The sequence below is a fragment of the Ruegeria sp. CDSB029 genome (assembly GCF_059611125.1).
In genome coordinates, this window is the sequence record NZ_JBXWOX010000030.1 from 21,774 (window position 1) to 34,657 (window position 12,884).

The 12,884-nt window shown below is 56.5% G+C and carries 15 protein-coding genes and 1 riboswitch; of the genes, 9 read left to right on the forward strand and 6 right to left on the reverse strand.

Features of this window, described 5'->3' with window-relative positions:
* The first annotated feature begins 27 nt into the window (after nt 1–27).
* Nucleotides 28–238, forward strand: a riboswitch (cobalamin riboswitch).
* A gap of 229 nt (nt 239–467) precedes the next feature.
* Genes AC2FI8_RS22660 through AC2FI8_RS22670 form a run of 3 tightly spaced genes read left to right on the forward strand, consistent with a single transcriptional unit; the run spans nt 468 to nt 3,017 of the window.
* The gene (locus AC2FI8_RS22660) at nt 468–1,226 is read left to right on the forward strand and encodes a metal ABC transporter ATP-binding protein (protein ID WP_496781049.1); all 759 of its coding nucleotides are present in this window, start codon (nt 468–470) and stop codon (nt 1,224–1,226) included.
* Nucleotides 1,219–2,121: a metal ABC transporter permease gene (locus AC2FI8_RS22665; RefSeq protein WP_496781050.1), complete on the forward strand. Its 903-nt coding sequence runs from the start codon at nt 1,219–1,221 to the stop codon at nt 2,119–2,121. Before AC2FI8_RS22660 ends, AC2FI8_RS22665 begins: the two co-directional genes overlap by 8 nt.
* Nucleotides 2,118–3,017 carry a metal ABC transporter solute-binding protein, Zn/Mn family gene (locus AC2FI8_RS22670; protein WP_496770800.1) on the forward strand — a complete coding sequence of 300 codons (900 nt, stop codon included), beginning with the start codon at nt 2,118–2,120 and terminating at the stop codon, nt 3,015–3,017. Before AC2FI8_RS22665 ends, AC2FI8_RS22670 begins: the two co-directional genes overlap by 4 nt.
* A gap of 80 nt (nt 3,018–3,097) precedes the next feature.
* Here AC2FI8_RS22670 and AC2FI8_RS22675 read toward each other — a convergent pair whose 3' ends face one another.
* Nucleotides 3,098–3,340, reverse strand: a complete 243-nt coding sequence (locus tag AC2FI8_RS22675; RefSeq protein WP_496727356.1) for a hypothetical protein — start codon at nt 3,338–3,340, stop codon at nt 3,098–3,100.
* A gap of 186 nt (nt 3,341–3,526) precedes the next feature.
* Nucleotides 3,527–4,438 (reverse strand): LysR family transcriptional regulator, encoded by a 912-nt coding sequence (locus AC2FI8_RS22680; protein ID WP_496741923.1) that lies wholly within the window; start codon nt 4,436–4,438, stop codon nt 3,527–3,529.
* Between the two features lie 170 nt (nt 4,439–4,608).
* Between AC2FI8_RS22680 and AC2FI8_RS22685 the strand changes: the two genes are divergently transcribed.
* From AC2FI8_RS22685 to AC2FI8_RS22710, 6 genes are all read left to right on the forward strand, one after another.
* On the forward strand, nt 4,609–5,625 hold the full coding sequence (locus tag AC2FI8_RS22685) for a TRAP transporter substrate-binding protein (protein ID WP_058273760.1): 1,017 nt from the start codon (nt 4,609–4,611) through the stop codon (nt 5,623–5,625).
* 69 nt (nt 5,626–5,694) lie between these two features.
* Entirely contained in the window at nt 5,695–6,231 is a 537-nt protein-coding gene (locus AC2FI8_RS22690; RefSeq protein WP_058273759.1) for a TRAP transporter small permease, read from the forward strand.
* A gap of 17 nt (nt 6,232–6,248) precedes the next feature.
* Nucleotides 6,249–7,589, forward strand: coding sequence for a TRAP transporter large permease (locus tag AC2FI8_RS22695; protein WP_058273758.1), 1,341 nt, complete (start codon nt 6,249–6,251; stop codon nt 7,587–7,589).
* A gap of 17 nt (nt 7,590–7,606) precedes the next feature.
* A complete protein-coding gene (locus AC2FI8_RS22700) occupies nt 7,607–8,101 on the forward strand; it encodes a universal stress protein (protein WP_058277392.1) in 495 nt (164 codons plus the stop codon).
* Between the two features lie 270 nt (nt 8,102–8,371).
* Nucleotides 8,372–8,599 carry a YjiS-like domain-containing protein gene (locus AC2FI8_RS22705; protein ID WP_496781051.1) on the forward strand — a complete coding sequence of 76 codons (228 nt, stop codon included), beginning with the start codon at nt 8,372–8,374 and terminating at the stop codon, nt 8,597–8,599.
* 48 nt (nt 8,600–8,647) lie between these two features.
* Complete coding sequence (locus AC2FI8_RS22710) at nt 8,648–8,851, forward strand: hypothetical protein (RefSeq protein WP_496781052.1); 204 nt, start codon at nt 8,648–8,650, stop codon at nt 8,849–8,851.
* Nucleotides 8,852–8,922: 71 nt separating this feature from the next.
* Here the strand turns inward: AC2FI8_RS22710 and AC2FI8_RS22715 are convergent, their stop codons facing one another.
* From AC2FI8_RS22715 to AC2FI8_RS22730, 4 genes are read right to left on the reverse strand one after another with little or no spacing between them, the layout of a single operon-like run.
* Complete coding sequence (locus tag AC2FI8_RS22715; RefSeq protein ID WP_496781053.1) at nt 8,923–10,065, reverse strand: saccharopine dehydrogenase family protein; 1,143 nt, start codon at nt 10,063–10,065, stop codon at nt 8,923–8,925.
* 3 nt (nt 10,066–10,068) lie between these two features.
* Nucleotides 10,069–11,124: a saccharopine dehydrogenase gene (locus AC2FI8_RS22720; RefSeq protein ID WP_496781054.1), complete on the reverse strand. Its 1,056-nt coding sequence runs from the start codon at nt 11,122–11,124 to the stop codon at nt 10,069–10,071.
* Between the two features lie 14 nt (nt 11,125–11,138).
* Nucleotides 11,139–11,753 (reverse strand): glutathione S-transferase family protein, encoded by a 615-nt coding sequence (locus AC2FI8_RS22725; protein WP_496781055.1) that lies wholly within the window; start codon nt 11,751–11,753, stop codon nt 11,139–11,141.
* Nucleotides 11,754–11,774: 21 nt separating this feature from the next.
* Nucleotides 11,775–12,425, reverse strand: a complete 651-nt coding sequence (locus tag AC2FI8_RS22730) for a histidine phosphatase family protein (protein WP_496781056.1) — start codon at nt 12,423–12,425, stop codon at nt 11,775–11,777.
* Nucleotides 12,426–12,884: the final 459 nt, after the last annotated feature.

Genomic DNA, 12,884 nt, shown 5'->3' on the forward strand with positions numbered 1-12,884 from the left:
CGCGCTCTTGTCGAATCAAATCAATTCGTATTTGGTCCACGTGATGGTTCCCGACTGTATTCTGCGGTCAGGGATAAAAGGGAATACGGTACGGATCTGTAAAAAGGCCAATTCCGTGACTGCCCCCGCAACTGTAGGCGGCGAGCGACCCGAGATCGTCCACTGGGCAATGGCCTGGGAAGGATCGGGATAGCTTTGACCCGCAAGTCAGGAGACCTGCCATCCGAAATTGATGAACCTGGGCGGGGTGTCCCAGAGGGAGATGACAATGTTTCAAGCGGTCCGTACCGTGCACGAACTTGCGCTCGCTTTGCCCCTGTCCGAACACAGGAGGCGTTGCCGTTGTCATTGCAAAAAGCTGACACCCAAAGGGGTAAGTGCTTGACGGAATTCAGTGTTCCGGTGCTGGTCGCGGGGGCTCTGGCGCTGTCGGCGATCTTGTGGCTCGCGATTTACGCGGTGATTTGATGTCGGCCGTTTTACAAATCCGCGATCTGACGTTGGGCTACCGCGACCTGACATTGTTTCACCGCCTCTCCATGGATATCGCGGCTGGGACAACCCTGGCCGTTCTTGGTGCGAACGGGTCGGGCAAGAGCACTTTTGTAAAGATGCTGCTGGGCTTGATGGATCCGCTTTCGGGCAGTTTGACTTGGCCGCAGGGCCGTCCTGGTGACATCGGTTACCTGGCGCAGATGACCGAATTCGACCGCCGATTTCCCATCCGTGTGAGGGATCTTGCCGCGATGGGGGCCTGGCGCGGCTTTGGTTATCGTACCGGGCTGGACGCCGCGGCGCGTGACCGGATGGCCGCCGCGCTGGATGAGGCCGGGGTACTGGATATCGCTGACCGGCCTCTGCATATGCTATCGGGCGGGCAACTGCAGCGCGCGCTGTTCGCGCGGGTTATCATGCAGGACGCGCCGCTGATCCTGCTGGATGAACCGTTTGCCGCAGTCGACCAAAGTACCGAAGCACATCTGTTGTCGATTATCCGCCGATGGCGCGATGAGGGGCGCGCGGTGGTTTTGGTGGTGCACGATCTTTCCTCAGTGCTGGATTATTGCAGCCACGCGCTGCTTTTGGGCGGGCAAGAGGCGACCCACGGACCGGTGTATGACGTTCTGACACCAGACCGGCTGGTTGCACAAGGATACCTCTCGGAAAGTCAGGCGTCCTGGATGTTCCGTGGCACCCATTCAACACCGGAGCACGCCAATGTATGACCTGATCGTCGAAATGTGGAGCTTTGCCTTCATGCGTCGCGCTTTTGTGGCAACCACGGTTTTGTCGGCTTCGGTCGCGCCGGTGGGGGCATTTCTTGTTCTGCGTCGCCTATCGCTGGCTGGTGAGGCCATGGCCCATGCGATTACGCCAGGCATCGTCATCGGCTTTGTCACGGCGGGCTTGTCAGTCATGTCACTGCTGGTCGGAGGGCTTATCGCGGGTGTTGGCGTCGCCATTTTGACCGCCTTTCTTGCACGCCGGACAATCCTGCGCAGCGATGCCAGCCTTGCCTCGCTGTATCTGATCGCATTGGCGGTAGGTATCTTTATCCTGTCTGCAGCAGGGTCCGCAGTTCCACTAAAAAGCTTCCTGTTTGGATCAATCCTTGGGATCGACGACGCGTCGATGGTCCTTGTCGGCGGGGTGGCGACAGTAACATTGCTGGCATTCGCCGTTCTGCTTCGTCCGCTGATTGTCAGCACCTGTGATCCGGTTTTCTTCGAAACTCAAACGCGCCGGCCGTGGTTGGTAGATCAGGGTTTTATGCTGCTGTTGGTTCTGAACCTGCTGGCCGCGTTCAAAACACTGGGAACGTTGATGGCCGTTGGCCTCATGATCCTGCCTGCGACCGCCGCGCGCTATTGGGCCAGTACGATCACCGGGCAACTGGTCCTGGGCTTTGTGTTTGCCTTGTCCAGCTGCTGGATCGGCCTGACCCTGTCCTACTTGTTCCCGGACACGCCGTCCGGCCCGGCGATCGTTTTGGTTGCCGGTGGGTTCTTTCTGTTCTCGGCCATTTTCGGTCCCCTTGGTTTTGGCAGACGGATGCGCAAACCGTCTGTTTCCAAAGACATCCCCATTGCCCAAATTCAACAAGAAGAGAGAGCACAATGACTCTTGTGAAGTCACTCTATGCCGGCATCGCCTCTGTGTCGTTTGCTTTGGCTGCATTGCCGACTGTTGCGGCAGAAGACAACGTCAAGATCGTCGCCAGCTTTTCGATCCTCGGCGACATGGTTGAAGAAGTCGTGGGCGATCTGGCCACAGTTACGACAATCGTGGGTCCGGATGCGGATGCGCATGTGTATCAGCCTTCGGTTGCAGATGCGAAGGCCGTTGCCCAGGCGGATATCATCTTTGTCAACGGTCTGGGCTTTGAGACATGGTCCGATACCCTAATCGCTGAATCGGGCACTGACGCAACCGTGCACGTTGCCACCGACGGCATCACGCCTGTCACAGTCGAGGGCAAAATCGACCCCCACGCCTGGAATTCGCTGTCGAATGGCATGATTTACGTGACCAATGTCGCCGACGTGATGACAGAGGCGATGCCCGAGCACGCCGAAGAAATCGCTGCCAATGCCGCGGTCTATATCGCGCAGCTTGAGGCGCTGGATACAGAAACCAAGGCAAAGCTGGCAGGTCTGCCCGCCAATCGCCGCACGGTTGTGACCGCACATGACGCATTTGGATATTTGGCAGACGCCTACGGCCTGACTTTCCTTGCGCCGGTTGGCATCGACACCGAGGCAGAGCCATCAGCCAAGGATCTTGCTGTTCTGATTGACCAACTGAAGGCGGATGGTGCTGCCGCGTTGTTTGTTGAAAACATCACAAGCCCCACTTTGATTCAGCAGATCTCGGATGAAACTGGCATCGTGATTGGTGGACGGCTGTTCTCGGACGCCTTGTCGGAACGGGGTAGCCCTGCCACCAGCTACCTTGCGATGTTCCAGCACAATCTGAACACTCTGCTGAATGCACTTGGGAACGCAACCGCAAGCTAATTGGTCTTCAGGCACGAGGCGGTGCTTGAGCCGCCGCCTCATACGGTGCTTTGGAACACTGGGTTTTGGGAAAACGTCGCTTAGTCCGGCTTCCAGCCGTCTTCGTATTCTCCCAAAGTACGGGAAAGATCCAATAGCGAGGCGAAAAATCTTGCGTAAACGTCCCGTGACATCATCGTCTTGTTGTCATCCAACACCTGCAAAAGATCGACAACGCCCGAGGCAAAGGCGTCATAGACCAACTGGTCCGCAGGCGTGGGGTCCAAGGTCCATATGTCATGCGTGTTATAATACCCTGCGGGTTGGGGGTCGTCGTCTATCATGTGTCCGCCTCATTTTGATGCCGCACATGTAAGTGAGAGGAAGGCGAACGCTAGTGATGTGGCGGAAAGTCACAAGTTTTTGGCGGTACCAAAAACGCGACCCCAACCTTGCGTCTCAGTGCTGATAGGAAGTGAAAAGCTTCGCTTCGACCACAACCGGCATGCATTGTGTCGACCGAGAAGTTGTCAGGGTTTCGAATGTTCGCTCTGCAATACTTCCAGAAACAGTTTGGTCACCCGCGTCGGTTCAGGTTGCTTTCTGGTCACTGCAGCAAACCGGGTTCGATATTGCGTTTCGTCCGGCAACACCATCCGCATCTTTTCCTGGTCCACAAAATCCTGCGCAAGATGATCAGGCAAATAACCTATGTACCGCCCCGACAAGATAAGTATGGCCAGCGCCTGCTCGCTTTGAACTTTTGCTGAACGTTGAAAGCCCAGTTGCTGACCGACAATGAGGTTCGGAGAGTTCACGCTGAGCCCAACATAATTGTACCTGAGTAGGTCACTGGTCCTGAGTTCCCGGTCCGGTATTTCGAACAGGGGGTGTTCCCGGCCGCAATACAGGAACATGTTCTCGCCATATAACGGCGCATAGTTCAGACTTGTCGAAGGGCGATGCAGCGCAATAATCCCGATGTCGAGCTGACCGCTGATAACCATGGTTTCGATCACGTTTGGCGGCTCAAGGGACAATTCGATCTGAACCGAGGGGGCGGCTTCGTTGAACCGATGAATGGCACGGGCAAGCCGGGAATCCGGGTTTGATGCACATTGATCAAACAGCGAAATGCGGATCGTTCCCCCCAACTGTTCCTTGATCTCGCTGACCTCGTTTCGAAATTGCGACACGGACACAAGCAGGTGATCTGCTGCCTGCAGCACTTTTGCGCCGTCTTCGGTCAGGGCGAAACCCGCTGGGCCGCGCGTACACAGCTTCAGGCCCAATCGCAGTTCCAGATCAGTAATATGCTTGGAAATCGTCGATTTGCCGATATTCAGCTCAACTTCGGCCGCAGACAGACCACCACTTTCCACAACCGTCTTGAAAACGCGCAGCAATCGGATGTCGCTGTCGCCGATGCGTGAGGCAACCATTTTCTACCCAATTCGTAAGGTTCGATATATATGAAACCTATCGCGCAAAGAATGGCAACATAGAAACACATTTCACGAGCTACTCTGAAAAAGCCGAGGTAGAATCGGACTGGCCATCTCTCCCCAGGTCAGCGCGCACCTCGAAACATGATAAAACTGGGAGGACATCTATGTCATTCATCAAAAAGCTTGGCACCATGACTGCTGCCGTTTCGGTCGCAGCCCTGATGGTTGCGGGCGCAGCCGACGCGAAAAACTTCAAGATTGCTGTAGGCGATAGTGCAGGCAGCGCACAAGAAGCCCTTGGCTTGGCTTTCGTTAAGGCACTCGAAGAAAAATCGGGTGGCGCACACACAGCTACACTGTTCCTGAACGGTCAGCTGGGTTCCGAGCAGGACACCGTCAACGAGGCCGCAATCGGCACGCTGGACATGTCGCTGCTGGCGATCAACAACATCACGCCGTTCTCGCCTTCGGTTGGTGTGTTCACTCTGCCTTATGTGATCCTGTCCCTGGAAGATGCTGAAAAGCTGACCCAAGGCCCGATCGGTCAGGAACTGGTGGAAAACACCATTCGTGACGCAGGTGTGCGCATCATCGGCTGGACCTACACAGGTTTCCGCCGTCTGACCAACTCGAAAAAGCCTGTCAGCTCGGTTGCTGACCTGCAGGACCTGATCATCCGCGTTCCCAAGAACGAAATCATGATTGAAACCTACAAGTCCTGGGGTATCAGCCCGACTCCGATGGCATGGTCCGAGACCTTCACCGGTCTGCAAACCAAAGTTGTCGACGGTCAGGACAACCCTTACCTGACGATCAACGCAATGAAGTTCTACGAGGTCCAGAACCACGTGACCAACCTGCGTTACATCTTCTCGATCGAACCGCTGATCGTTTCGGAATCTGTTTTCCAGGGTCTGAGCGAAGAAGACCAGAAGATCATCCTGGAAGCCGGTCAGGAAGCAACTCAGATTTCCGCTCAGTTCCTGCGCGACTCTGAAGCTGCGATCAAAGAAGAGCTGACCGAAAAAGGCATGGCAATCATCGATCCTGAGAACGATGAGGCCGAGTTCATCGAACTGGCAACCGGTGCAGTATGGCCTCAGTTCTATGAGTCCATCGGCGGCGTCGAGAAACTGAACACGGTCCTCGAGGCCATCGGCCGCGAGCCCGTCCAGCAATAATCGCCAAAGAGCGAAAAGGAAAAGAGCGCTTCGGCGCTCTTTTCATCTCAGGGAGGAGGGAATTCCGCAATGTTCTGGAAATTTCTGGACAATATCGAAAGTATCATCTGCCGGATCCTGTTATCCGGCTTCGTCTGTCTGCTGTTTGTACAGATCATCGCGCGGGAAGTCTTTGGCTTTTCGTATAGCTGGATCGAAGAACTGTCAGTCTACATGTTCGTCTGGTTTGTCTACTTTGGCGCCAGCTATGCGGCATTGAAAGGCGCGCATAACCGGGTGACCTTCCAGTTCAAGTTCCTGCCCGAACGCTACATCAAGTATATCGAGGCTTTTGCTGATCTCTTCTGGCTCTTTTTCAACGTCTACTTCCTGTATCTGGCGACGGACTTTGTCTTCAACAAGATGAACAAGTTCTGGAAGTCCCAGACCCTGGGTATCGAGATGAAGTATGTCTACATGGTTCTGCCTCTCGCCTTTGCGCTGATGACCGTGCGCATCATTCAGGTGAACTATCGCCGCCTGATCAAAGGCGAAGACATCCATGATCCTGACCAGATCGACCTTGATGAAATCAAAGCTGCCACCGAAGCAGCTAAGCGCGACTGAGGCAGGGAGGAAAAACCATGGAATCCGAAATCGTCACAATCCTATTTGGATCGTTTCTTTTACTGCTGCTCATCGGTGCACCGATCACGGTTGCGCTGGGTGTGGCATCGCTGTTCTCGTTCCTTTACCTGGGCGAAAACCCAATCAAGTTCGTGCAGATTGCATTTACCTCGGTGGGTGCGTTCCCATTGATGGCGCTGCCTGCATTTATTCTGGCGGGGGCTCTTATGGAGGCCGCCGGTATCTCAAAACGCCTAATCAATGTTGCTGAAAGTTTGGCTGGTCCATTCACCGGCGGTATTTCGGCTGCAACGGTTATGGCCTGTCTGTTCTTTGGCGCCATTTCGGGCTCGGGCCCGGCAACAACCGCGGCCGTGGGGATGCTGATGATCCCAGCAATGATCGACCGCGGCTATGAGCGCGGCTATGCCTCTGCCATTACCGCTTCTTCTGGCGGCCTCGGGATTATTATTCCTCCCTCCATCCCGATGGTGATCTTCGGCATTGCCGCGCTCGGTATGGCGCCTCCGCTGGAAGCAGTTGAAAAGTTCGGCACCTTCCAGTCGGTTTCTATCTCGAAACTGTTCATCGCGGGCTTTGTCCCGGCGTTCCTGATCGCCACCAGCTTGCTGATCCTGAACTACTTCATGTCTAAGAAGCGTGGGTACAAAGGTGTGGCCGAAGGTTGGTCGCTGCGTCATGTGGCCTGCGAGATGTATCGCGGGTTCTGGTCGCTGATGGCGCCGCTGGTGATCCTGGGTGGTATCTATACCGGCTTCTTTACCCCGACCGAGGCTGCAATCGTCGCAATCTTCTACACTCTGTTCGTTGGCGTGGTCATCTATCGTGAACTGACATGGCAGTCGCTGTTCCAGTCGCTTGAAGCCACCACGTGGCTGACGGGCCGTGTTCTGCTGATCCTGTTCACAGCGACCGTGTTTGGCCGCCTTCTGGTGGAAAACCAGATCCCGGCGATCATCGCGGACTCGATGCTCAGCTTTACCGACAACCTTTATGTGATCTGGGCGCTGATCATCTTCTTCCTGCTGTTCGTCGGCATGTTTATGGAGACACTGGCCACCATCCTGATCCTGGTTCCGGTGATGCTGCCGGTGGCCTATTCGGTGGGTATCGACCCGATCCACTTTGGTGTGGTTATGGTCTGTACGCTGGGTATCGGCTTCCAGACGCCGCCGCTGGGTGAAAACCTGTTCATCGCATCGGGTATTTCGAACATAACGATCGAGCAGATCTCGTTGCGCGCATTGCCCTTTGCGGCGGCTAATACCATCGCGATCTTTATCATTGCGTTCTTCCCTGAGCTGTCGCTATGGCTGCCAAGGCTGTTGGGCTACTGACCTGAAAGGATGATGTTATGAAACAAATGGTGACAAATATCCTGTTCGCGACCGACTTGTCGGAGAACTCGGGTCACGCCATGCGCAATGCGGCCAGCATTGCAATGGCAACAGGGGCAGAAATTCACGTCCTGCATGTGAACGAACCCCTGTCCGACGACGCGAAGATCACGATGGACATGTTCATCCTGAACGAAGAGACGCGTAAAACCGCGGCCCAGCGTCGCCATGAAATGGTGCGCAAGGTGCTGGCCGAACGGCAAGCCAAGTTCTGGGCACAGTTCGAAGGCGATGACGCCAAGATCCGTGAACAGGTGTCCTCGATCGAGGTCACCGACGGGCACCCGGCCGAGGTGATCCTGCGGCGCTCGGTCGAGATGGGGTGCGATCTGATCGTGCTTGGCGCACATGACCACGGCTTTTCGCACACCTTCCTCGGAACGGTGGCGAAACGTGTCTTGCGTCGGTCGAAAATCCCGACACTGATCGTTCCGAACCCGGACGAAGTCTAAGAATTTCCCTGGGCCGCTGCGTTCGTAGCGGCCCATGCTTTGCGCTGTACCGCTAACCAATTTGGTGATGCCCGAACACCGCCTGTTCCGCATCCAACGGCCCTACGTTCATCACGGGCCAAAGCTTTCCAAACTAAAAACCTCCGCCTCAAATCATACCCAGAAAGCTTCGTTAACAGAGCTTAATGAAACGGTGTTCTCTCCTTAAGAACCGGTTCCTTTATTTGAGTTGTGACCAAAACCGCAATCCAAATTCAGGAGGAGAAGACCATGGAAGCGACACAGACTATAACCTCGAACCGCAACGTTTTTTCTGCGCTGTTCGCGGATTATGCAGAGGCCCGAACCGAGCATTTCCGCCGCAGTATTTTCGCCAATACAGTCCACGACCTAGAGGCGTTGAACGATCGCCAATTGAGCGACATCGGCGTCCCTCGGGCTGAAATCAAGCAACGCGCCTATCAAAGCGTTTATCACGGCGCGCCTTATCGGCAGTAATCAAGTGCCGGAGATAGCACCCGCGTAACCAGTTATGAGGTAGTACCAATGTTTGATGTCATCCCGCCAAGCAAGCAATTGCCGCCCACGACCAGTGCCCTGCAATTGTTCGACCGCGCCATGCAACTACGTGCGGTCAGCGCCGATATCGTGCGGGCCGCACAGTACTTGAACAGCTTTTCCGATCAGGAATTGTCAGAGCTGGGCATAATTCGCAGCGATATCGAAGACACGATTCAGCGCTACATCTGACAGGCTGGCAAAAGCCGGGCGATTGAAAAAAAGCGAAACAAAGCCACTCTGGCGTGCCAGAGTGGCTTTTCTTACGCGAGGTGATCCACAACCTGCAAATGCTGGGCCAGCTTGTCGATCTCGGCCATCCAGCCTTGCACCAGTTTTGGGTCGCTAGGTGCCGCATGGACACCGACGGCGATCGCACGGTTCAGGACCGCTTCGACCGCCAGCGAGACCGGGATAGACACCAGCCGCGCCATTGCCGTGCCACGCGCGTCGCCCCAGGCATCCATGACATAGGTTTTGTGCCAGACGGGGGTGCCGTTTTTCTCGGCCTTCAGCCCTACGCACAGAACCACGCGGTCCGGTTCGCCCTCGTCATAGGCGTTTTCGTCCCAGAACTGGTCCGACATTTCCTTCAGGCGCGCGTCGCCTTCGGGTCCGGATAGGGTTTCGATCTCGCTAAACACACCCGACCACGCATCAGCCCAGCCATTCAGGCGCAGGGTCCCGCGGACGAATTCCTTGACGGTCCAGTGATCCTCGAACTGATACTCTTCCATGAACGGTAGCGAGTCGCGGTTCGGATAGACTTCAAAGCTTTCCGGCGTCGGCAGGGGTGCAACATAGCTGCTGATTGCATCCCAGGGGCGGGCTACATCCAGCGGAGCATAGTCACGGATCGACTTGGACGGCGAACGCAACGCCTTGAGCACACCCAGCGGGGACCAACTGAACTTGTACCGGAACGGGTTGGGGTTCTTCGGAATGCCGCCGCAATACGAGATGAAACTCAGGTGGTTGTTCGCATCAAACGCGTCCGAGGCGCGATAGTCGGCGATCAGGGCATGTGCCATCAGGTGGTCAATACCCGGATCAAGCCCGACCTCATTCACCAGCGCCACACCGGCCTCGCGCGCCTTGTCGTCCAGCGCGCGCATCTCGGGCGCGATGTAAGAGGATGAGACAAAGTTGGCCTCTTTGGAAATCGCGAGTTCCGCCAGCGGTACGTGCCAATCGCCCGGCAGCATCGAGACGATAACGTCGCCTTTTTTCAGCACTGCGCCCAGTGCGTCGATGTCAAAGGCACGAATGTCGTCGGTCAGGTCTCCGACTTCGGCCTTGGCCTTTTCAACGGTCCGGTTCCAGACAGTGACCTTGTGTCCGCCTTCAATCAGGCGACGCAGGCCGGGGATGGCCGACAGGCCGGTGCCACACCAATGGATGTTCATCGTTCAGATCCCTTCGATATGAGATTTGTAGGTCGCCGCTGCCCGACCCCAAACGCCGCTGTCCAAATCGGTCAGGGTCAACAGGGATGGCAACAATTGCGCTGCATAATCGTCAGAGCTTTCGACCGGCAGCATCGAGGGCAGGTTGTCGATCGCCATGACATCCATCACCGGATCACTCGCAACACGCAAGGCAGGGGCGTCCCACGTGGTGGCACGGTCGTAAACCGGAACCGGGTTGTAATCGCTGTCCGGGTCGCAAGCGACATCACCGATGGCTGTCAGGTTCCGCGGGGCGGTCAACGCACCCCGTGGTACAAAAACCGGGGTGCCGGGGCGCGCAAAGATGCAGTTCAGGAACAGGTCGTGATCTAGGATTTCGGGGAAAGGCCCACCGCTGGCGGTTTCGGCCATGTCCCATTTAGTGACAGTGACACCCATTGCCTCACACAGATCAGCCGCGCCCGCGCCAACACGTCCCAAGGCACCGATGACGATGGCGCGGGGTCGATCAGAACCCGTTGTATCCAGTTCGGCAAGAAGTTCTTGGTTCAGGGCGTCTTTGCTTGGGTAAACACCAACCGGAGCGCACTCCTCTCCGCGCTGCTGTGCCGCCCACGTCTTGAGGGTGACAGCCGCACCGGCATAACCAGCCCAATATCCGAAAGCTGCGACACGGCGATCGTTTTCATCCACGAGGTATTCCAGATCGTAGAGCGTGCCTCCCCCGGCCTTAAACCGTTCCAAAAGGGCGCGACCAGAGTGCTGACCCTTGTAGGCATGACCAAACATGATGTGGCGATGGGGCAAGGGTATGCCATTCTCTGGCAGTTCCTTCAGGCCAAAGATGATTGCGTCCTGCGGCGCGTCGGGCCACGAGTTCTCGGGTGCAATCTCACAGCCCGCCGCTTTGTACCCATCTATCGGAATAGCGCGGACATGGCTTTCCTCGACTGTCACCCGGATGCCTGCCGCAACCAGGGACGCCCCGCCTTCTGGGGTCAATCCAACCCGTTCTTCATTCGGGCGTTGCTCTGCCCGTACCCAGAGATGTGTCATGCGTCGTCCTTTACTCAAATCATCCCGGCGGCGCGCACCGCCTGAACCGAGGCGCGCGCCTCCATCGCCTCGCGGAAAGCGAGGATTTTGGGAAAGGCCGACACGTCCACACCGTCACCTTCCAGCCAGCTGCACACCACGTACAGATAGGCGTCCGCCAGCGAGATCGTATCGCCCAACACAAAGGGCCCGCGCAATCCGTTTGATACGATGTACTCACAGGACGTGGTCATGGTCTGGGCGACCTTGGCGGTCATGTCTTTCCAGCTGGATTTCTTGTCGGCCCAACGGGCCCCGCGCAGCTTGTGTGCGTGGTTTACATGCATGGTCGAGGCCAGATAATACATCACTTCGCGCATACGGGCCGCCATGACAGGATCGGCGGGGACAAGATTTGCGTCGGGCGCAGCCGTAGCGACATATTCCAGCAACGCCCCGGTTTCAGTCAGGATACCGCCATCAACCGCCAATGCAGGCACACGGCCTTTTGGATTGATCTGTTTGTAAGCCGGTTTGGTCTGGTCGCCTTCGGCGAAGTCCAGACGGACCGCTTCATAGTCCAGACCGGCCTCCTCCAAGGCGATGGCAACGGCGATCGAAATAGTGCGGGGGGCATAATAGAGCTGCATCAGGGGACCTCCGGGCTTGGGTTACAGATGCGTTTGGGCAAACTGCCTGTCTGGCGCTTCCAGGTGCGGGACTGCGTTGAACAGAACCGGGCTTAGCTGCGCGCCAATCGGGTGCAGACGATGCATGGAGGTATTCATGATGGCAAGGGCCACCCGCGCCATCGCAGGTATGTCCAGTCCCATGGCCTGCCTGACAACCATCGAGATCAACCCACCCGAGGTTACAACAATCGCCGGACCGCCTTCGGTGCCGATGTCGCGCAAAGCGTCCGAGACGCGTGTTTCGAACTCCTCAAAGGTTTCGGGCGTTTCCTCAATCTCACCTCTGGCCCAGGCGGCAAAAGTGCGGGGCAGATGTTCGACAAACCCTTCCCGGTCGGTCGGCACGGGGATGCCATGTTGCTCTTCATACAATTTCGAGATGGTGAAGTATTCAACCTCATTGAGGCGTGGATCAAGGGAAGGCTCGGGCAGTCCCATGCTGGCGGCGGTTTCCACGTGGCGCGACAGGGTTCCGCAATAGACGCGCGGGTAGAACGCTTGTGTGTTCTGTAGATGCGCGCCCAGCCAACGGGCTTGCTGATGGCCCAGATCGCTGAGCTTGTCATAGTTTACTTCGTCACGTGCGGTGGTGTTGGCCTGCCCGTGACGCACCAGTGTGATATGTGCCATTGCGTCCCCTCTTGCGCGAAGTCTTAGGGCAGGTTCCGGGTCGGTGCCAGAGCCCTTTGGCAGAAAGCGGCTAAAAATCAGTTTGATGGTTCGGCTGTCTTTTGTTCGCCGCAGAAATTTGCCCATGGCACGTCGCATGCGATGTTGCCTAACGGAAAAAAGTTTCCTATAGGATACAAAGCTGCTGCATGCGGCCGTATACATGCCTCTGCAACGCCAGCCTCGGGGGACCAAAAGACCACCAGCAGTCGAAGCCTGTTGACTCGCTGCACAGTCCTAGGAACCTTGGTGTCAATTGGCGGCACTACCGAGATAACGTTGCAATTCATGCGGCAATATTGCCAAGGACTTAGGAAAGGTCTCTGCCATGTCTGACGCCCTCAAACGCACCCCCTTGTATGACTTGCACGTTGAGTTGGGGGGTAAGCTTGTTGACTTTGCTGGTTGGGAGATGCCTGT

Excerpts from the sequence above, each read along its gene's own strand:
- AC2FI8_RS22660 (WP_496781049.1), top strand. The coding sequence starts at position 468 with ATGTCGGCCGTTTTACAAATCCGCGATCTGACGTTGGGCTACCGCGAC.
- AC2FI8_RS22665 (WP_496781050.1), top strand. The coding sequence starts at position 1,219 with ATGTATGACCTGATCGTCGAAATGTGGAGCTTTGCCTTCATGCGTCGC.
- AC2FI8_RS22670 (WP_496770800.1), top strand. The coding sequence starts at position 2,118 with ATGACTCTTGTGAAGTCACTCTATGCCGGCATCGCCTCTGTGTCGTTT.
- AC2FI8_RS22675 (WP_496727356.1), bottom strand. The coding sequence starts at position 3,340 with ATGATAGACGACGACCCCCAACCCGCAGGGTATTATAACACGCATGAC.
- AC2FI8_RS22680 (WP_496741923.1), bottom strand. The coding sequence starts at position 4,438 with ATGGTTGCCTCACGCATCGGCGACAGCGACATCCGATTGCTGCGCGTT.
- AC2FI8_RS22685 (WP_058273760.1), top strand. The coding sequence starts at position 4,609 with ATGTCATTCATCAAAAAGCTTGGCACCATGACTGCTGCCGTTTCGGTC.
- AC2FI8_RS22690 (WP_058273759.1), top strand. The coding sequence starts at position 5,695 with ATGTTCTGGAAATTTCTGGACAATATCGAAAGTATCATCTGCCGGATC.
- AC2FI8_RS22695 (WP_058273758.1), top strand. The coding sequence starts at position 6,249 with ATGGAATCCGAAATCGTCACAATCCTATTTGGATCGTTTCTTTTACTG.
- AC2FI8_RS22700 (WP_058277392.1), top strand. The coding sequence starts at position 7,607 with ATGAAACAAATGGTGACAAATATCCTGTTCGCGACCGACTTGTCGGAG.
- AC2FI8_RS22705 (WP_496781051.1), top strand. The coding sequence starts at position 8,372 with ATGGAAGCGACACAGACTATAACCTCGAACCGCAACGTTTTTTCTGCG.
- AC2FI8_RS22710 (WP_496781052.1), top strand. The coding sequence starts at position 8,648 with ATGTTTGATGTCATCCCGCCAAGCAAGCAATTGCCGCCCACGACCAGT.
- AC2FI8_RS22715 (WP_496781053.1), bottom strand. The coding sequence starts at position 10,065 with ATGAACATCCATTGGTGTGGCACCGGCCTGTCGGCCATCCCCGGCCTG.
- AC2FI8_RS22720 (WP_496781054.1), bottom strand. The coding sequence starts at position 11,124 with ATGACACATCTCTGGGTACGGGCAGAGCAACGCCCGAATGAAGAACGG.
- AC2FI8_RS22725 (WP_496781055.1), bottom strand. The coding sequence starts at position 11,753 with ATGCAGCTCTATTATGCCCCCCGCACTATTTCGATCGCCGTTGCCATC.
- AC2FI8_RS22730 (WP_496781056.1), bottom strand. The coding sequence starts at position 12,425 with ATGGCACATATCACACTGGTGCGTCACGGGCAGGCCAACACCACCGCA.